This window comes from Zoogloea sp. 1C4, from assembly GCF_009469605.1.
GTDB lineage: Bacteria > Pseudomonadota > Gammaproteobacteria > Burkholderiales > Rhodocyclaceae > Zoogloea > Zoogloea oryzae.
The window spans coordinates 35,735-54,273 of the sequence record NZ_SSXU01000007.1 but is presented as its reverse complement, the minus strand read 5'-3'; the positions used below and the strand labels follow the sequence as shown (position 1 = coordinate 54,273).

Annotated in this window: 19 protein-coding genes; 6 read left to right on the top strand and 13 right to left on the bottom strand. The window is 65.4% G+C overall.

Features of this window, described 5'->3' with window-relative positions:
• Positions 1-58: 58 nt before the first annotated feature.
• From phaR to GH681_RS10510, 4 genes are all read right to left on the bottom strand, one after another.
• A complete protein-coding gene (gene phaR / locus GH681_RS10525) occupies positions 59-667 on the bottom strand; it encodes a polyhydroxyalkanoate synthesis repressor PhaR (RefSeq protein ID WP_153161441.1) in 609 nt (202 codons plus the stop codon).
• Between the two features lie 108 nt (positions 668-775).
• Positions 776-1,516 carry an acetoacetyl-CoA reductase gene (gene phbB, locus GH681_RS10520; protein ID WP_153161440.1) on the bottom strand — a complete coding sequence of 247 codons (741 nt, stop codon included), beginning with the start codon at positions 1,514-1,516 and terminating at the stop codon, positions 776-778.
• A 38-nt stretch (positions 1,517-1,554) separates the two neighbouring features.
• A complete protein-coding gene (gene phbB, locus GH681_RS10515) occupies positions 1,555-2,295 on the bottom strand; it encodes an acetoacetyl-CoA reductase (protein WP_153161439.1) in 741 nt (246 codons plus the stop codon).
• 133 nt (positions 2,296-2,428) lie between these two features.
• On the bottom strand, positions 2,429-4,168 hold the full coding sequence (locus tag GH681_RS10510; RefSeq protein ID WP_153161438.1) for an alpha/beta hydrolase: 1,740 nt from the start codon (positions 4,166-4,168) through the stop codon (positions 2,429-2,431).
• A gap of 133 nt (positions 4,169-4,301) precedes the next feature.
• Here GH681_RS10510 and GH681_RS23660 point away from each other — a divergent pair, with 133 nt between their 5' ends.
• A complete protein-coding gene (locus GH681_RS23660; protein WP_228111866.1) occupies positions 4,302-4,526 on the top strand; it encodes a hypothetical protein in 225 nt (74 codons plus the stop codon).
• On the opposite strand, the gene GH681_RS10505 is transcribed toward GH681_RS23660, so the two are convergent.
• The 3 genes from GH681_RS10505 to rluD are packed head-to-tail and all read right to left on the bottom strand — an operon-like array spanning position 4,458 to position 6,955.
• Positions 4,458-5,255 (bottom strand): ZIP family metal transporter, encoded by a 798-nt coding sequence (locus tag GH681_RS10505; protein WP_153161437.1) that lies wholly within the window; start codon positions 5,253-5,255, stop codon positions 4,458-4,460. The genes GH681_RS23660 and GH681_RS10505 overlap by 69 nt on opposite strands.
• A gap of 57 nt (positions 5,256-5,312) precedes the next feature.
• On the bottom strand, positions 5,313-6,044 hold the full coding sequence (pgeF, locus tag GH681_RS10500; protein ID WP_153161436.1) for a peptidoglycan editing factor PgeF: 732 nt from the start codon (positions 6,042-6,044) through the stop codon (positions 5,313-5,315).
• Positions 6,041-6,955 carry a 23S rRNA pseudouridine(1911/1915/1917) synthase RluD gene (gene rluD / locus GH681_RS10495; protein WP_255425184.1) on the bottom strand — a complete coding sequence of 305 codons (915 nt, stop codon included), beginning with the start codon at positions 6,953-6,955 and terminating at the stop codon, positions 6,041-6,043. Before rluD ends, pgeF begins: the two co-directional genes overlap by 4 nt.
• 82 nt (positions 6,956-7,037) lie before the next feature.
• On the opposite strand from rluD, the gene GH681_RS10490 reads away from it, so the two are divergent.
• Positions 7,038-7,838, top strand: a complete 801-nt coding sequence (locus GH681_RS10490) for an outer membrane protein assembly factor BamD (protein ID WP_153161434.1) — start codon at positions 7,038-7,040, stop codon at positions 7,836-7,838.
• 18 nt (positions 7,839-7,856) lie between these two features.
• Positions 7,857-8,375, top strand: a complete 519-nt coding sequence (locus tag GH681_RS10485) for a DUF2946 family protein (protein WP_153161433.1) — start codon at positions 7,857-7,859, stop codon at positions 8,373-8,375.
• Between the two features lie 24 nt (positions 8,376-8,399).
• Here the strand turns inward: GH681_RS10485 and GH681_RS10480 are convergent, their stop codons facing one another.
• Both GH681_RS10480 and yihA read right to left on the bottom strand, forming a co-directional pair.
• Positions 8,400-9,839, bottom strand: a complete 1,440-nt coding sequence (locus tag GH681_RS10480) for a mannose-1-phosphate guanylyltransferase/mannose-6-phosphate isomerase (RefSeq protein WP_153161432.1) — start codon at positions 9,837-9,839, stop codon at positions 8,400-8,402.
• Between the two features lie 157 nt (positions 9,840-9,996).
• A complete protein-coding gene (gene yihA, locus GH681_RS10475) occupies positions 9,997-10,605 on the bottom strand; it encodes a ribosome biogenesis GTP-binding protein YihA/YsxC (RefSeq protein WP_153161431.1) in 609 nt (202 codons plus the stop codon).
• 109 nt (positions 10,606-10,714) lie between these two features.
• On the opposite strand from yihA, the gene GH681_RS10470 reads away from it, so the two are divergent.
• The 3 genes from GH681_RS10470 (at position 10,715) to ccsB (ending at position 14,687) form a co-directional block, all read left to right on the top strand.
• Positions 10,715-11,350: a cytochrome c gene (locus GH681_RS10470; RefSeq protein ID WP_153161430.1), complete on the top strand. Its 636-nt coding sequence runs from the start codon at positions 10,715-10,717 to the stop codon at positions 11,348-11,350.
• A 131-nt stretch (positions 11,351-11,481) separates the two neighbouring features.
• Positions 11,482-13,515 carry a cytochrome c biogenesis protein ResB gene (locus GH681_RS10465; protein WP_153161429.1) on the top strand — a complete coding sequence of 678 codons (2,034 nt, stop codon included), beginning with the start codon at positions 11,482-11,484 and terminating at the stop codon, positions 13,513-13,515.
• Positions 13,516-13,547: 32 nt separating this feature from the next.
• On the top strand, positions 13,548-14,687 hold the full coding sequence (gene ccsB, locus GH681_RS10460) for a c-type cytochrome biogenesis protein CcsB (RefSeq protein WP_153161428.1): 1,140 nt from the start codon (positions 13,548-13,550) through the stop codon (positions 14,685-14,687).
• On the opposite strand, the gene GH681_RS10455 is transcribed toward ccsB, so the two are convergent.
• The 4 genes from GH681_RS10455 to GH681_RS10440 all read right to left on the bottom strand — a co-directional run bounded on the left by GH681_RS10455 (position 14,672) and on the right by GH681_RS10440 (position 18,517).
• Positions 14,672-15,511, bottom strand: coding sequence for a ferritin-like domain-containing protein (locus tag GH681_RS10455; RefSeq protein WP_228111864.1), 840 nt, complete (start codon positions 15,509-15,511; stop codon positions 14,672-14,674). The two genes, ccsB and GH681_RS10455, sit on opposite strands and share 16 nt — an antisense overlap.
• 99 nt (positions 15,512-15,610) lie before the next feature.
• Positions 15,611-16,159 carry a phasin family protein gene (locus GH681_RS10450; protein ID WP_194271201.1) on the bottom strand — a complete coding sequence of 183 codons (549 nt, stop codon included), beginning with the start codon at positions 16,157-16,159 and terminating at the stop codon, positions 15,611-15,613.
• A gap of 183 nt (positions 16,160-16,342) precedes the next feature.
• On the bottom strand, positions 16,343-16,960 hold the full coding sequence (locus GH681_RS10445) for a response regulator transcription factor (protein WP_153161426.1): 618 nt from the start codon (positions 16,958-16,960) through the stop codon (positions 16,343-16,345).
• 63 nt (positions 16,961-17,023) lie between these two features.
• Positions 17,024-18,517, bottom strand: a complete 1,494-nt coding sequence (locus GH681_RS10440; protein WP_153161425.1) for a PAS domain-containing protein — start codon at positions 18,515-18,517, stop codon at positions 17,024-17,026.
• Between the last annotated feature and the right edge of the window lie 22 nt (positions 18,518-18,539).

The following is an 18,539-nucleotide window of genomic DNA, read 5'->3' as shown; positions in this document are numbered from 1 at the left end:
GTCAGGAAAAACCGGTGGATAAAACACAAGGGCCGCGACGAGTGCGCGGCCCGGGACATCACTTCTTGGTGGCGTCGCTGGGATCACCGCCGGAACCCGGCGCCTCACCCTTCTCCGGGTTGAAGCCCGGCGCACCGAAGGTCGGAAACTGGAAGCCGGAGAACAGGTTGCGCGTCTGGCTGTCGAGTTGCTCCTGCATCTGGGCGTACATCTTCTTGGATTGCTCCATGTAGGCGCCCATCATGCTTTGCATGGCAGGACCCTGGAAGTTCAGGAACTGCGCCCACAGATCCTGGCTCACAGTGGCGTTTTCACCATACACGGAGCGGACCTGATCCTGGAGCTTGGCCTGCATGTCGGTGAAGGCCTTGATGTTGTTTTCCAGGTACTTGCCCATCATCCCCTGCATGGCATTGCCATAGAAGCGGATCATCTGGGACAGCAGATCGCTGGTGAACATCGGCGCCCCGCCGGCTTCCTCTTCGAGGATGATCTGCAGGAGGATGTTGCGGGTCAGGTCTTCGCCGGTCTTGGCGTCGACAACCTGGAAAATGCCATGGTCAAGAACGAGTTCCTTCACGTCTGCGAGCGTGATGTAGGAACTGGTTTGCGTGTCGTAAAGGCGGCGGTTTGGGTACTTTTTTATCAGGCGAATCTGATCGGCCATCTGTGTTTTCTCCTCGGTGGCGATAGTTTCGCCTTCCGAGATTATACTGCGGTGCGCAAAAAAAAGCCCCGCCATGCGGCGGGGCCTCGTGACGCTTGTTGCAGCCTATTACTGGTAGTACAGGCCGCCATTCACGTTCAGGGTGGCACCGGTGACGTAGCCAGCCAGCTCGGAAGCCAGGTAGACCACGGCAGCGCCGATTTCTTCCGGCTTGCCAAGACGCTTGACCGGCACGGTGTCGATGATGGCGTTGCGGACTTCTTCCTTGATCGCCATGACCATGTCGGTGCCGATGTAGCCCGGGGCGATGGCGTTGCAGGTCACACCCTTGGTGGCCAGCTCAGCAGCCAGCGCCTTGGAGAAACCGATCACGCCAGCCTTGGCGGCGGAGTAGTTGGTCTGACCAGCCTGACCCTTGACGCCGTTCACCGAGGAGATGTTGATGATGCGGCCCCAGCCACGTTCCGCCATCTTCGGGGAAATGGTGTGGGTCACGTTGAAGAGGCTGGTGAGGTTGGTCGCGATGACCGCATCCCACTGGCCCTTTTCCATCTTCGGGAAGAACTTGTCGCGGGTGATGCCGGCGTTGTTCACCAGGATGTCGATCGGGCCGACTTCGTTGGTGATCGCCTCAACGGCCGCCTTGCACTGCTCGTAGTCGGAGACGTCGAAACCGTACAGCGGGATATCGAGGCCTTCCGCCTTGCGAGCTTCAACCCAGGCGTCCTTGGCGGGATCGCCAGGGAAGAAATTCCCGACCACGCGGACGCCCGCAGCGGCAAGGGATTTACAGATAGCGGTGCCAAGGCCACCGACGGCACCAGTTACAAGGGCGATGCGTTGAGACATTTTTACTTTCCTTCTTTTGTTGCGGTGCGAAAAGCTTATTAGAACATATGCTGCCCGCCGTTGATAGAGATGTTGGCACCGGTCACGAATGCCGCTTCATCTGAGGCGAGATAGGCAATCAGCCCCGCGATTTCTTCCGGCTTGCCGAGACGGCTCATCGGGATCTGGGGCAGGATCTTGGTTTCGAGGACTTCCTGCGGGATCGCCAGAACCATCTTGGTACCGATGTAACCCGGGGAGATGGTGTTGACGGTCACGCCGGACTTGGCGGTTTCGAGGGCCAGGGACTTGGTGAAACCATGCATGCCGGCCTTGGCCGCAGCGTAGTTGGTCTGACCGAAAGCGCCCTTGATGCCGTTGAGCGAGGAGACGTTGATGACGCGGCCCCACTTGCGCTCGACCATGCCGTCCATGACCTGCTTGGTCATGTTGAAGACGCTGTCGAGGTTGGTGTGGATGACGGCATCCCAGTCGGCCTTGGTCATGCGCTTGAAGGTCATGTCGCGGGTGATGCCGGCGTTGTTGACCAGCACATCCACGGGGCCGATGTCGGCGGTGATCTGCTCGACGCAGGCCTTGCACGAGTCGAAATCGGCGACATCGCAGGGGTAGGCCTTGAAGCCGTAGCCCATGTTGTTCATCGTCTGCAGCCATTCGGCCGCCTTGGCGTTGCCCGGCGAGTGGGTGGTGACGACCTTGTATCCGAGCGCGGCCAGCTTGATGCAGATCGATTCGCCCAGACCGCCCATACCGCCAGTAACCAGTGCTACACGTGCCATGTCTCTCTCCCTCAAAGTGTGAGTGCGGGGGTAAGCTGAAATCGGCAACGCCCCCCGTTATTCCTCTCGCTGCCGACCTTTTTTTTGATTTTCTCCCCCGGGGATCAAGCCCCGAGGGGGTGCTGCAGTGTGATCAGACGGTTTCCTTGACGTAACGCCCGGGCGCCGCTTCGATCACCTTGTATTTCGTGTTGCCCGGCTTGTTGCGGGCAGCGATCATCTCGCCGCTGCGCTGCTTGAGCCATTCGGCCCAGTGCAGCCACCAGCTGCCCTTTTGTTCGGCAGCGGTTTCGAGCCATTCTTCCGGCACCGAAGCGGTGGAATCGCTGGTCCAGTAGCTGCGGCGGTTCTTCGAAGCCGGGTTGATGGCGCCGGCGATGTGGCCGCTGGCGCCCAGCACGAAGGTGGTCTCGCCGCCGAGGATCTGGCGCACCAGGTAGGCGCTGGTCCAGGGCACGATGTGGTCTTCGCGGGTGGCGAGCAGGTAGGCCGGCAGATCGACCTTGCCCATGTCCACCTTGACGCCCAGCATCTCGAGCTTGCCCGGCACGCGCAGGTTGTTCTCGAGGTACATGTTGCGCAGGTACCAGGCGATGAACGGGCCGGAGAGGTTGGTGCTGTCGGAGTTCCAGTACAGCAGATCGAAGGCCTCGGGCGTCTTGCCCTTGAGGTAGTTGCCGACCACGTACTGCCAGATCAGATCGTTGGCACGCAGGCTGGAGAACACCTGGGCGAGTTCGCGGCCGGAGAACACGCCACCGCGGCCGATGGAGGCCTCGCGGGCGGCCACCGACGCTTCGTCCACCAGGCAGCCGATCTCGCCGGCGTCGGAAAAATCGAGCAGGGTGGTCATCAGCGTGAGGCTCTCGGCCGGGTCTTCACCCTTGCCGCGCAGCACTGCCAGCGAGGACGACAGGATGGTGCCGCCGACACAGAAGCCGAGCACGTTGGGCTTGTCCACCTTGGTGACGTCGCGCACGACCTGCAGGGCGGTGATCGGGCCCTTCTCGAGGTAGTCGTCCCAGCCGAAGTGGGCTTCGGACTCCTTGGTGTTCTTCCAGGACACCAGGAACACCGTGAAGCCCTGCTCCACGATGAAGCGCACCAGCGAATTGGCCGGCTGCAGATCCATGATGTAGAACTTGTTGATGCACGGCGGCACGATCAGCAGCGGCGTTTTATAGACCTGTTCGGTCAGGGGCGCGTACTGGATGAGCTGGATCAGCTCGTTCTCGTAGATCACCGAACCCGGCGTGGTGGCCAGGTTGCGGCCGATCTCGAAGGCCGAGTCGTCGGTCATCGAGATGCGGCCCTTCTCCATGTCGCCGATCAGGTTCTTGATGCCCTGGGTGATGCTCTCGCCCTTGGTCTCAAGCGCCGACTGGATGAACTCGGGGTTGGTGGCCGCAAAATTGGACGGGGCCATCGCGTCGATGTACTGACGGGTGAGGTACTGCATCCGGGCCTTGGTGCGGCCGTCAGCCACCGGCAGCGCGTCGGCCACCTTGGCGAGGTAATCGGCGTTGAGCAGATAAGCCTGGCGGATGTAATCGTAGACCGGACTGGACGACCACTCGGGCGCGTTGAAGCGGCGGTCACCGGCGGGCGGCTTGACCAGCGGCTCGGCGGGCTCACCCGGCTTGACCTGGGACATGTGGGCCCACAGGCGGGCGTGGGATTCGGCGAGTTCCTTCTGGAGCCGGGCGAGTTCCTCGGCCTCGGGCAGCGGCAGCTGCGGCACCTGGGCGGGGGCAACCTGCTGGAACGCGGCGCCCTGCTTGGAGAGGAAATCGAAAAAATTCGCAGCCATCGACTGGCCGAACTTGAACATGCCTTGCAACGCTTCGGCAGACTGCTCGGGTGTAACGGACATCCAGCTCTCCTCGTTGTGTCGTCGGACGCGCGCCCGACTCATCGTCAGCCGGCGGAATCACCCCGTTTGCCGGGGTGCGTTCGCACCAAGCCGCACTTCACCCCGGCCTCGTCGCGCCGAGTAGAATTCGGGTATGTATATCGTTGCTATCGCCTGGCTTTACGTCGCGCTGCTTGCTACCGCAGCGGAGACCACCATCGTGGGTGGGGTGCTGACTTTTTTCTTCTATGGCCTTGCGCCGCTCTCCCTGTTTCTCTGGCTGTTTGGTACGCCTGCCCGCCGCCGAAGATCAGCCGAGCGCGCTCTCCGCGAGGGGGTGAGCGAGGACGATCGAGGCAATGCCGGCGGCGATCAATAATACCTGCTGTGCGGTGGCGCGCAATTCCGTTCGTTTGTGCAGGCCTGGAATGAGATCGGCTACCGCGACGTAGATCATACTCGCGGCGGCCAGCGCGAGAAACACCGGCACCAGTGATTGCATGTGGGATAGCGCCACATAGGCCAGGATGCCCCCCACCAGTGTGGCCAGGCTCGACAGCAGGTTGAACACCAGCGCGCGAGTCTTGCTGTAGCCGGAGTGCAGCAGGATCACGAAATCGCCGACTTCCTGGGGAATCTCGTGGGCGATGATCGCCAGCGCGGTGACGATCCCGAGGGGCGTGCTCTCGACGAAGGCTGCGGCGATCAACACGCCATCGACGAAGTTGTGGAAGGTGTCGCCGATCAGGATGAGCAGGCCGCTGCGGCCGTGGTCGTGTTCATGGCCGCCGTGGCCATGGTGATCATGGGGCTCGTGCCCCTGGCAGCCTTCGTCATGACAGTGGCGCCACAGCACCAGTTTTTCGAGCACGAAGAACAGCATGATCCCGGCCAGCACGTTCATCGCGGCCTTCTCGGGGCTTTCGGCGGCCTCGATGGCATGGGGCAGCACTTCGAGAAAGGCTGCGCCGAGCAGCGCGCCGATGGCATAGCTGATCAGCACCGGCACCCAGGTAGGTCGGGCCGTGAAGGCGAGAACGGATGCCACCGCCACGCTCAACAGCCCGCCGGCAAAACTCATTACGACAATCCAGGCGAGGGGCGTCATGGTCATTCGAATCAAAAAGGGCCGGGAAGTATACCGCCAGTCACGGCGGGCGACGGCTCAGGCAAGCCAGACGAGCGAGGCCATGCGTCCGGTGACGCCATCCCGACGATAGGAGAAGAAGCGCCGCGACTCGGAAACCGTGCAGCAATCGCCACCGTAAACCGCCGTGACGCCCAGCGCCGCCAGCCGCTGACGAGCCAGCAGATAGATGTCGGCGAGCCACTTTCCAGGCTGGCCGGCCGGCTTGAAGGCAGCGTCGGCAATGGCATCGGTAGCCACGAAAGCCGCCCGCACCTCATCGCCCACCTCGAAGGCCGTCGGGCCGATGGCCGGGCCAAGCCAGGCGATCACATCCGCCGGCGCCACCTGCATCGCCGCAACGGTGGCCTCGATCACCCCGCCATGGAGCCCGCGCCAGCCGGCATGGGCCGCGCCCACCACGCTACCGGCCCGGTCGCACAGCAGCACGGGCAGGCAGTCGGCGGTCATCACCACACACACCGCGCCGGGCGTGCGGCTCACCGACGCGTCGGCGTCCGGCACGCCATCCACCGCCGCGGCGTCGACCACCGCCGTGCCATGCACCTGATTGAGCCACGCAGGCTCGGACGGCACGATGCGCCGGACTTGCGCCCGGTTGGCGGCCACGTTTGCCGGATCGTCGCCCACGTGGGTGCCGAGGTTGAGGCTGTCGTAAGGCGCCACGCTCACGCCGCCGGCGCGGGTGGTCGAGAGGGCCCGCACCCCGGCAGGCGCAGGCCAGTCGGGGACGATCCAGGCGTCGCTCATGGCTTGGCGTTTCCACGCAGGGTTTCAAGCAGCCCGTCGAAATCCGCCGGCAGCGGTGTCTGCCAGCGGCAGGCTTCACCGGTTTTCGGGTGGATCAGGCCGAGCTGCCACGCGTGCAACGCCTGACGCGGAAAGGCGTCGAGCCGCGGATCGGCGCTCTTCGCCTTGCCGTAGGTGGCGTCGCCCACCAGCGGGTGGCCGATGTGGGCCATGTGGACGCGGATCTGGTGAGTGCGGCCGGTGGCGAGTTCGCATTCGACCAGGGTGGCGCGGGCGAAACGTTCGATCACGCGGTAACGGGTGAGCGCCTCGCGGCCACCGGGCACGACCGCCATCTTGGTGCGCTGCACCGGATGGCGGCCGATGGGCGCATTGACCTCGCCGGAAGGCTGCGGCTCGCCGTGCACTAGCGCCAGATAGTGGCGCTTGACGGTGCGGGCCTGGAGCTGGCGCACCAGATCGGTCTGAGCTTCGAGCGTCTTGGCGACCACCAGCAGGCCGCTGGTGTCCTTGTCGAGACGATGGACGATGCCCGCCCGGGGCAGATCCCGGAAACCAGCGCCGTGATGCAGCAGCGCATTGAGCAGGGTGCCGGACCAGTTTCCGCTGCCCGGATGGACGACCAGCCCCACCGGCTTGTCGATGACGATCACGGTGTCGTCCTCGAAGATCACCTGCAGCGGGATGTCCTCGGCCTGCTCGGCGAGCATCGCCTCGGAGGGCTCGGGGCTCACCGCCACGGTTTCGCCGCCCCAGACCTTGGTCTTGGAGTCGGGCGAGGCGCCGTTGATGGTGATCCGGCCGGACTTCAGCCAGGACTGCAGGCGGCTTCGGGAATGCTCGGGAAAAAGCCGGGCAAGGGCCTGGTCGACGCGCATTCCCGCGCAATCATCGGGGATCGATTCGCGCAGTGGGACGGGGCTCGCGGACGAGGGGGAATGGGAAGGATCGACTGGGCTATAATCGAGCCAGTCTTCTTCCAATGAGTTTTCGATGGCGCATTTCACCCTGCGTAGTTTAACGCTTGTCGGCGTGCTGCTGCTCGCCGGCTGCGGCCTCCCCGACCAGGTCGACGAAACCGTCGGCTGGAACGCCCAAAAGCTCTATTCCGAAGCCAAGGATTCCATGAACGATGGCGCCTGGGAGCGCGCCATCAAGATGTTCGAGAAGCTCGAGGCACGCTACCCCTACGGTCGCTACGCCCAGCAATCCCAGCTCGAGGTGGCCTACGCCTACTACAAGTCGGGCGAGCAGGTCTCTGCCGTCGCCGCCTGCGACCGCTTCATCAAGCTGCACCCCAACCACGCCAACGTTGATTACGCCTACTACCTGAAGGGCCTCGCCTACTTCAACGAAGACCTGGGCATGCTGGGCACCCTCGCCAACCAGGATCTGTCCGAGCGCGACCCGAAGGCGACCCGCGAAGCCTTCGCCACCTTCAAGGAACTCAGCCAGCGCTTCCCGGACAGCAAATACACGCCGGACGCCCAGCTGCGCATGCGCTATCTGGTCAATGCGCTGGCCAACCATGAAGTGCACGTGGCGCGCTATTACTACAAGCGCGGCGCCTACGTGGCGGCGGCCAACCGGGCCCAGGCGACGATCAAGGATTTCCCCCAGTCACCGGCCGTTGAAGAGGCGCTGTTCCTGCTGGTGCAGAGCTACGACGCCCTCAACATGCCGGATCTACGCAAGGACGCCGAGCGGGTGATGCGCCAGAACTTCCCGAACAGCCGTTATTTCACCGGCAAGGGCACGGAAGCCGAGCCCCAGGCCTGGTGGAAGCTCTGGTAACAGTCGCGGAGCGACACCATGGATGAAGCCGTCCGGCAGGCCCTCGCCAAGTGGCCCAACGTGCCGTCGTGCACCGGCTGGCTGCGGCTGTCGCGCCGCGGCGAATGGTGCGTGCCCGAAGGCCCGATCCGCCATCCGGGCCTGCGCGGCTTCATCAATCGCAACTTCGAAGCCACCGCCGACGGCCGCTGGTTCTTCCAGAACGGGCCGCAGCAGGTTTTCGTGAATCTGGATTACACCCCGACGATCCTGCACCTCGCGGCGCCGGATCGCCTCGAAACCCACACCGGCAAGCCGGTCGCGGCGGTTTCTGGGGCATGGTTCGACGAGGAAGGCAGCCTGCTGCTCGCCACCGAGCACGGCATCGGCCTGCTGGACGACCGGGATCTGGCCGCCTTCTGCGCCCATCTGGATGGCGACCTCGAATCCGCCGACGCCCCGCTCAGCCTTGCCTGGGCTGGCCAGACGCTGCCCGTCGGGCGCATCCGGCAGACCGAAGTGGCAAGCCGCTTCGGCTTCGTGGCCAGGCCGGCCTGAACAGCCAGCCCCGCCCTTTCTGCCTCAACCCCGCCCGTAGGTGTCCTCAAACCGGACGATGTCGTCCTCGCCCAGATAGCTGCCCGACTGTACCTCGATGATCTCGAGGGGCAGCTTGCCCGGGTTGGCCAGCCGATGCACGTGGCCCAGCGGGATGTAGGTCGATTCGTTCTCGCCCAGCAGGAAGGTCTTCTCGCCGTTGGTGACTTCGGCGGTGCCCTTCACGACGATCCAGTGCTCGGCCCGGTGGTGGTGCATCTGCAGGCTGAGGCGCGCGCCGGGATTGACGACGATGCGCTTCACCTGGAAGCGCGCGCCGGCGTCGATGGAGTCGTACCAGCCCCACGGACGGTGGATCTTGCGGTGGGCCGAGGCCTGGCTGCGCTTTTCGAGCTTGAGCGCGGCGACGATCTGCTTGACGTTCTGGGTCTTGTCCTTGCGGGCGACAAGCACGGCGTCCGGGGTTTCGACGACCACCGTGTCGTCCAGACCGACGCAGGCGACCATGCGGTCCTGGGCATAGACGAGGGTGTTGCGGCTGTCTTCAAACAGCACGTCGCCCCGGGCTACGTTGCCGCTGCCGTCCTTGTCGGCGATGTCCCACAGCGCATCCCAGGCGCCCACGTCGGACCAGCCGGCGCTCATGGGCACGACGCAGCCGGGAATGCCCAGATCGGTGGCACCGGCGAGCTTTTCCATCACCGCGTAGTCGATGGAATCCGACGGGCAGGCCACAAAGGCATCCTTATCCACCCGCACGAAATCCGCGTCCCGCGCCCCGCCCTGCCAGGCGGCGTCGCAGGCCTTGGCCATGGCGGGCTGCAGCGCCGCGAGGGCCTTGAGCCAGGTGCTGGCACGCACCATGAAGAGGCCGCTGTTCCAGAGGTATTCGCCGCTATCCAGATAGCGCTGGGCGGTGGCGGCGTCGGGCTTTTCGACGAAGGCGGCGATGGCCTTGCTACCGTCGGGGCGCTCGGCGCCGAAGCGGATGTAGCCGTAGCCGGTCTCGGCGCGATCCGGGACGATGCCGAAGGTGACGATGGCGCCATCCAGCGCGGCGGGGATGCCGGCGTCGATGGCGGCCTGGAAGCCGGCGAGGTCACGGATCACGTGGTCGGCGGGCATCACCAGCAGCACCGGGTCGGCTTCCGCCACGGCGAGCGCAGCCAGGGCCAGGGCCGGCGCGGTATTGCGGCCGACGGGTTCGAGCACGATGTTGCGGCTGCTGCGGCCCACCGAGCGCAGCTGCTCGGCGGTGACGAAGCGGTATTCCTCGTTGCACACGACGATCGGCGCCTGGGCGACCGGCAAACGCCCCTTGAAGCCGGCAAGCCGCCCGGCCGTGGCCTGCAGCATCGTCTCGTCGCCCACCAGGGCCAGCAGCTGCTTCGGGTACTGTTCGCGGGAAAGCGGCCACAGGCGGGTGCCGGAGCCACCGGAGAGAATGACGGGTTGGAGTTCCATGGCAGATCGGAAAGTGGAAACGGAAAATTCCCCGCCGACATGCGCCGTCGACTCGAGCGGCGGGGGCAGCGCGCGGGGGATTGCCATTGATAGCACAGAATCCCTCCCGGAATCCGGTGTCATTTCACGCACCGCCGCGCTTCGGCGGCCCGGAATGTCAAAGCATGTCAGGATCGGGCGTCAGCCACGAGCCAACGACGCGCTCGACCTCCTCCATGCCCGTCTTCTTGAGACTGGAGAAGAGCTGCACCGTCACCTGCTCGCCGTAGGCCGCGAGCTCCTTGCGCACCGCTGCCAGGGTGGCGGCCCCCTCGCTGCGGGTGAGCTTGTCGCTCTTGGTGAGCAGGCAGTGGATCGGCCGCCCGCTGGGAGCAAACCAGCCGATCATCACGCGGTCGCGGTCTTTCAGCGGATGGCGCGAATCCATGATCAGCACCAGCCCCACCAGATTGGGCCGCTTGGTGAGGTAGTCCTCGAGCAGGTGCTGCCACTGGCGGCGCACGGCCTCGGGCACCTCGGCATAGCCATAGCCCGGCAGATCCACCAGCACCGCGCCGTTCTGCAGGCGGAAGAAGTTGATCAGCTGGGTGCGGCCCGGCGTCTTGGAGACGAAGGCGAGCCGGGTGTGGTTGGCCAGGGTATTGATCGCGCTGGATTTACCGGCGTTGGAGCGGCCGGCAAAGGCGACCTCCGGCCCGTTCGGCGGCGGCAGGCCGCTCGGCTTGGCAATGGAGATTTCGAACTGGGCGTTTCTGAAGAGGGACATGGGGCGGAACTGGCGGGCACGAAGCAGTGTCGTTGCATCGCGCAAATGGCTGGAATTGCTATAGAATAGCAGGTTTGAGACATCCACATTCTTGGCTTCCGAGGACATCATGATCAAGCGTTCCCTGCTGCTTTCGCTGCTTCTGGCCACTGGCGCGGTTCAGGCCCAAGACAAGGCTGCTACCCAGCCTGACCTGGCCAAGGCCAAACAGACTGCAGAACAGGTTTGCGGTGCCTGCCACGGCACCGACGGCAACAGCCAGATCCCCGCAAACCCGAAACTCGCAGGCCAGCATGCGGAATACCTCTACAAGCAGCTGACCAACTTCAAGAGCGAAGGTGGCAAGCCGGCCGAACGTGCCAACGCCGTGATGGGTGGCATGGTTGCAGCGCTCTCCGCCGATGACATGAAGGGCCTCGCCGCCTACTTCGCCGGCCAGAAGCTGAATCCCGAAGCCGCCAAGAACAAGGCCTCCATCGAGCTCGGCCAGCGCCTGTGGCGCGCCGGCGACCTGAAGCGCGGCATCCCGGCCTGTGCGGCCTGTCACGGCCCGGCCGGTGCCGGCCTGCCCGCCCAGTACCCGCGTCTGGCCGGCCAGTTCGCCGACTACACCGAAGCCCAGCTGAAGGCCTTCCGTGCCGGCGAGCGTGCCAACGATCCGGCCAAGATGATGCGCACCATCGCCCTCAAGATGACCGATCCGGAAATCAAGGCCGTCGCCGACTACGCGGCCGGCTTGCGCTGAGTCAAGGCGCGTCCCAGCGCCAGGCAGCTATAAGAAAAGGGGTGGTTTCGGCCACCCCTTTTCCATTGCAATCCGCGACCGGCAATGCCGGTCCCGACCGTTCTTCCCCGTTCTTCCGCCCGACACCACCCATGCGATACCGCAGCAACTCCCGCGCACTCTACGAACTGCTCAGTTCGATGCGCTTCGCGATCAGCCTGCTGACGATCCTCGGGATCGCCTCCATCATCGGGACGGTGCTCAAGCAGAACGAGCCCTACAACAACTACCTCAACCAGTTCGGCCCGTTCTGGTTCCCGATCTTCGAGAAGCTCGGCCTCTACGCGGTCTATAACTCCGTCTGGTTCCTCACCATCCTGGCTTTCCTGGTGATCTCCACCAGCGTCTGCATCGTCCGCCAGACCCGGCCGATGCTGCTCGACATGCGCAGCTTCCGCGAGCACGCCAAGGAAAACTCCCTCGCCCAGTTCCAGCACCACGACCGGGTGCCCTGCGCGCTGCCCACCGCCGAGGCCCAGGCCCTCGCCAGCGCCTACCTCACCCGCGCCGGTTTCACCGCCCGCAGCAATGCCCGTGGCGACGGCGTGCTCCTTGCCGCCAAGCAGGGCAGCTGGTCACGCATCGGCTACTTCCTGGCCCACTCCGCCATCGTGCTGATCTGTCTCGGCGGCCTGCTCGACGGCAACCTGCCCCTCAAGGCGCAGATGGCGATGGGCGGCAAGGTGGTCACATCTGGCAACCAGCTGATCTCCGACATCGGCCCCGAAAGCCGGCTCGGGCTCGACAACTGGAGCTTCCGCGGCAACGTCTTCATCCCCGAGGGCAAGAGCGCCAACGTGGCGGTGCTCAACGTGCAGGACGGCATCCTGCTGCAGGATCTGCCCTTCAGCGTGTCCCTCAAGAAGTTCCATCTGGATCATTACGAAAGCGGGATGCCCAAGCGCTTCGCCAGCGACATCATCATCACCGACAACGCCAGCGGCAAATCCGTCGAGAAGACCATCGAGGTGAACAAGCCCTTCGAGTTCGACGGCGTGATGATGTATCAGGCGAGCTTCGAGGACGGCGGAACAAAGCTCAAGCTCGTCGCCCATGACCTGCGCCCCGGCGCCGGCACCGACTTTCCGCTCGAAGGCGCCATCGGCGACTCCGTCAAGGTGACCACCGCCGGCCTCGACCACACTCTCGAGCTCGGCAGCTTCCGCGCCTTCAACATCGAGAACATGGCCAGCGACCAGCCTGCCGAAGGCGGCACCATGGCCAGCCTAGAAAAGCACCTGGGCAGCGGCGCCAAGTCACCCACCAAAAAGGACATGCAGAACGTCGGCCCGAGCTTCCAGTACAAGCTGCGGGATTCCGCCGGCCAGGCCCGCGAATACCAGACCTACATGCAGCCCATCCAGCAGGACGGCGCCTGGTACATGCTCTCGGGCATGCGCGATTCGCCCTCCGCCCAGTTCCGCTTCATGCGCATCCCGATGGACGCCGACGGCAAGCCCGACAGCTGGTTCATGATCCGCCGCCAGCTGATCGACAAATCCCGCCACGCCGAACTCGCCCGGCGCTTTGCCGCCACCGCCGTGGGCCAGATGGACGCCTCGGTGCGCAGCCGGATGGAAGAAACCACCCGCAAGACGCTGGAGCTCTTCGCCATCGGCGGTTTCGAGAGCCTCGGCAAGTTCATCGAGAGCACCATCCCCGAAGCCGAGCGCGACAAGGCCGCCGATGTCTTCATCAAGATCCTCGAAGGCGCCACCTGGGAAGCCTGGAAGCTGGCCCGCGCCGACGCCGGCCTGCCCGCCATCACGCTGGACGGCGCCGCTGGCCGGCTGGTGCGCGACACCCTCAACGCCACCAGCGACAGCCTGCACTACGGCGCGCCGGTGTTCTTCCAGCTGGCGGGTTTCGACGAGGTGCGCGCCACCGTGCTGCAGGTCACCCGCTCGCCGGGCAAGCCGATCGTCTACTTCGGCTCGCTGCTGCTGGTGCTGGGCGTGTTCGCGATGCTCTACATCCGCGAACGTCGGCTCTTCGTGCTGATCAAAGACTCGGGTGAGGCGCTCATCGCCCTCAGCTCCAACCGCAAGTCGATGGACGTGGAAGAATCCTTCCGGCGCCATCGGGACGGCCTCGCCGCCGCCCTCAACCCTGCAACACCGGCCTGACCGGCCCCCAATCGTTTCCACGAGGCCCATTCATGGACATTGCCCACACCGAAAACAGCGCCCTGCTCCGCCGCACGAGCCCCGGCGACTGGCTGTTCGCCCTCGCCCTGGCGGGTGGCGCGGCCTTTGCCCTGCGCCAGTACGGCGGCTTCATGGACATCTACGAGAAGCTGATCCTCGTGCTCACCGTGCCGGCGATCGCCGCCATCGGCTGGGCCTGGAAGCCTTTCCGGCTCTTCCTGGCGGTATCGACGGCGCTGGCGCTCGCCAGCATCAGCCTGTATCAGGGCGATCTCGCCCGGGCCGAGAAGGTGTTCTTCCTCAAGTACCTCATCTCCAGCCAGACGGCGATCATGTGGATGAGCGCGCTGGTCTTCATCGCCACCGGCGCCTACTGGCTGGGCCTGCTGGCCCGCTCCGACTTCGCCGAGAAGACCGGCTCGGCCCTCACCTGGAGCGCCGCCACGATGGGCACCACCGGCCTCTTCGTGCGCTGGTACGAGAGCTACCTGATCGGCACCGACGTGGGCCACATCCCCATCAGCAACCTCTACGAAGTCTTCGTGCTGTTCTCGCTGATCACCGCCCTGCTCTACCTCTACTACGAAGGCCGCTACGCCACCCGGCGGATGGGCGCCTTCGTGCTGCTGGTGATCTCGGCGGCGGTGGCCTTCCTGCTGTGGTACACCTTCTCCCGCGAGGCCCAGGAGATCCAGCCGCTGATCCCCGCGTTGCAGAGCTACTGGATGAAAGTGCATGTGCCCGCCAACTTCATCGGCTACGGCGCCTTCGCGCTGGCGGCGATGATCGGCGTCGCCGACCTACTGGTACGCAAGGGCATCCTCGCCAGCCGCCTGCCCGCCCCCGAAGTGCTCGACGACGTGATGTACAAGGCCATCGCCATCGGCTTCGCCTTCTTCACCATCGCCACCATCCTCGGCGCCCTGTGGGCAGCCGAAGCATGGGGCACCTACTGGCAGTGGGACCCGAAGGAAACCTGGGCCTTCATCGTGTGGCTCAACTACGCCGCCTGGCTGCACGTGCGCCTGACCAAGGGCCTGCGCGGCGCGATGCTGGCCTGGTGGGCGGTGATAGGCCTCGTCGTCACCGCCTTCGCCTTCGTGGGCGTCAATATGTTCCTGTCAGGCCTGCATTCCTACGGCTCGCTCTGAGCCTCGCGGCGCGGCCTGCCGCCTTCCAGCCGGGCGATCTCGGCCTCACTGAAGCCCGCCTTCCGGCGGGCTTCGACGTTCAAGGGCTTGGGCGGCCAGGGCGCGTCAAAGTCGGTCATCAGCGCCAGATAGGTCGGCTCCGGGTCCAGCCCGCGCTCCGCGCAGAAATGCCGGAACCACCGGTCGCCCAGCGCCACGTGGCCGATCTCGTCGCGCAGGATGATGTCGAGCACACCGATCGTCGCCTCGTCGCCGATGCGCCTGAGCCCGGCCACGATGGGCGGCGTGGCGTCCAGCCCCCGCGCTTCCAGCACCCGCGGCACCAGCGCCATCCGGGCGAGCGGGTCGTCGGCGGTCTTCACCGCCATGTCCCACAGCCCCCGATGGGCGGGGAAATCTCCGTAGGCGTGGCCCAGAGCGCCCAGCCGATCGCACACCAGCCCGAAGTGATAGGCCTCCTCGGCCGCTACCTGCAGCCACCCGCCATAGAAATCCGCCGGCAGATCGCGGAAGCGATAGACGCAATCCAGCGCCAGGTTGATGGCGTTGAACTCGATGTGGGCGATGGCATGCAGCAGCGCCGCGTGGCCTTCCGGCGTATTCGGCTTGCGGCGGGGCACCGAGGTGTGGGCGATGAGCTCGGGCCGCTCGGGGCGTCCGGGGTCGTCCACCGCCAGCACCGGCGCGGGGCTGGCCTGCGGAACGCCGATCCGGCCGGCGCACCAGTCATCGTGAAGGCGGTGGGTGAGCGCCGATTTTTCATCCGGCGCAGGATTCATCAGGGCCCGCCAGGCCCGGGCGTGAAGATCATCGTCGTGGGTCATGGGGCGCGATGGTAGCGCGAAGCGCCGCGCATACAAAAAAATGGCCGCACCCCGAAGGATGCGGCCAAATACCCTTGAACCCTGTGTTTGCGAGGCGCGTCAGGCCACCTTGCGCTTTGCCGCGCTGCGCGCCTTGGGCGCCGGCACCGCGGCTTCCTTGATGGCCTGCAGATTGGCTTCGGCGATGCCGCCGAGCTGGTCCGCCACCTTGGTGAACGATTCGAAAGCCGCGTTATGGGTGTCGAGGCCCTTGCGGATGGCCTGGAACAGCGGCGCAAAGCCTTCGGGCGCGCCCTCGGCCAGGCGGTCCAGGTTGCCCTGGATCTGGCGGGTCGCGTCGGCGGTGGATTGCTTGACGGCGTCGGCGAGAATCTCGCGGGTCTCCATCAGCACCGCGTACTGCTGGCGGGCGGTGTCGGCGGCGCGATCGAAATTCGGCTGGAGGTAGGTGGCCTGCCAGCTGGCGAGACCTTCCGGATCCTTCACGGCGAGCAGGGCCTGCGTGGCGGCCATGGCTTCACGGGACGACTCGAGGCCAGTCTCGACCTGCAGACGGGTGATCTTCTCGACCTGCGTTGCCAGGGTCTGGCCCAGCTCGATCAGGTTTTCCAGCGTGGCGTCCTGAAACGGACCGAATTGCGTCGACATAGATTCTCCTTTATTGATCGGGGCACCGGTCTGCATCAGGACGGAAGTCTCCTCCACCCGTCATTTTTTGTGCAATGCAGCGTCAGCTAACGGGGTGGATTCTGCCAAATAAGGTGTTTCCACCAAATCCGGCGTTTCCCCTTCGCGCATCCGGGAAAACCCTGAGGAGACCCAACCCCGGGTTCAGCTGTCGTCCCGCTCCGCACACACCACCACACGCACCAGCGCGGCCAGGGAGTCGGCCTCCAGCTTTTCCATCACCCGGGCCCGGTGCTGTTCGACGGTCTTCATGCTGATGCCGAGGTCTTCGGCGATCTGCTTGTTGAGCCGACCGGCGACCATCCCTTCCATCACGTCCCGCTCGCGCAGGGTGAGGGTGTCGAGGCGTCGCTGGATGTCGGCCCGTCTGGCATCCAGGCGACGCCGCCGGGCCGCCAGCTGCACCGCTTCCTGGACGCGGTCGAGGAGGACCTGCTCGTTGAAGGGCTTCTGGAGGAAGTCGAAGGCGCCATCGCGCATCGCCCGCGCCACCATCGGCACGTCGCCATGCCCGGATACGAAGATGATCGGCGCCGTATGGGCGAGGCGGACCAGGCGCTCCTGCAGGCCAACGCCCGAGAGCCCGGGCATGCGCACGTCCAGGACGAGGCAGTGGGCTCTTGCCAGCACTTCAGAGTCTTCGAGTACATCCAGTGCGCTGGCGAAACTGCGCACCGGCAAGCCAAGGGTTTCGATCAAAAGGCCGATGGAGAGTCTGACGGCATCATCGTCATCCACCACGCACACGAGCGGCGCGTCCATGATTTGTCTCCTGCCAGGTGTCTCATTATTCTTGTTTGGTGACGCTTCTTTTTTTGTGCCCGCTCAGGCGGCAGGCATCGACGGCAAGGCAAAGCAGAAGGTCGTACCCTGCGCATCACTGGATTCGACCCACATTCGTCCACCATGGTTCTCGATGATCGTGCGACAGATCGCCAGACCCAGCCCGACCCCATCCTGCTTGGTCGTGGCGAAGGGGGCGAAAGGGTCCTGCCGCACGGATTCGGCGAGCCCCTCGCCGCAATCGATTACCGCCACCTCGACCATTCCATCGTGGTCGACCTGAGTGCGAATCACAAGGTCGCGTGAGCAGGGCACGGCGCTCATGGCGTCGATGGCGTTCTTGACGAGGTTGCTCAGCACCTGTTCGAGTTGCACCTGATCCCCATTGACCAGGGGCAGCGGCTCGGCCAGCTGGAGCAGCAACTGCACCGCGTGGGCCCGGGCCTCGAACTCGGCAAAGCGGACGACGCTCTGCACCACCTTGTTCATCGCCACCGGCGCCGACTTGAGCCCGCCCCGGCGCACGAAGCCGCGCACCCGATGCACGATGTCGCCCGCCCGCATGGCCTGCTCGGAGATCATCTTGAGGGGTTCGGCGATGCGATTGCCGGCCGGGCCCAGTTCCTCGAGACGGCGCAGGGCCACTCCAGAGAAATTGCGCAGGGCGGTGAGCGGCTGGTTGAGTTCGTGGGACAACACCGAGGCCATCTCGCCCAGGTGGATCAGGTGCGCGGCGCGGGCCAGCTCGCGCTCCTGGCGCTTCTCGCGGGCGATGCTGAGGTAGTGATCATGCACGTCGCGCACGGTGCCGATCATCCGCGACGGCCGGCCGAGGGCGTCGCGCTCCATGACCTTGCCGCGCAGCGCCACCCAGCGGTAGGTGCCGTCACTCACCAGCAGGCGGAACTCCACCTCGGTCATCGGCCGTCCGCCCGACAGGTGGGCGTTGAAGGCCGCCATCGCCTTGCGCAGATCTTCCGGATGGATGCGTTCGGGCCAGATGTCGTTGCCCCGCAGCGCGGCGCCGTCCGGCCATCCGGTGATGGCGCGGAAGGACGGGCTGATGTTGATCATCCCGGTGTCGAGGGTCCAGTCCCACAGGGCGTCGCCATGGCCTTCGAGGGCAAACTGCCACAGGCGCTCGGACGCCTGCAGGGTTTCGCGCTGTTCGCGGGCAAGGGTGACATCGCGCAGCACGCACACGAAGCGCTCCGCCGCACCCGCCGCATCCCGCGCCACCACCCCGCCGCGGGCGGAGAACCAGCGATGCCGACCTTTCCGGCAGCGCAGCCGGAACTCCGCGTCGAACCCCGTAGCTGCCTCGCCAAGGCATTCTTCGAGGCTGGCGAGCACGCTGTCGCGGTCGTCCGGATGGAGATGGCTGCGCCAGTCGATGGCGCCCGTGGGCTCGGGCAGGCCGAGGAGTTCGCCAAGCCTGGGCGACGAGAAGATGCGGCCCTCCGCGGGCAGCCAGTCCCACAGGGCGTCGCCCGAAGCCTCGACGGCGAGCCGCCAGCGATCGTCGTCGGACTTCATCGGCTTCACCTCCCACGGCCGC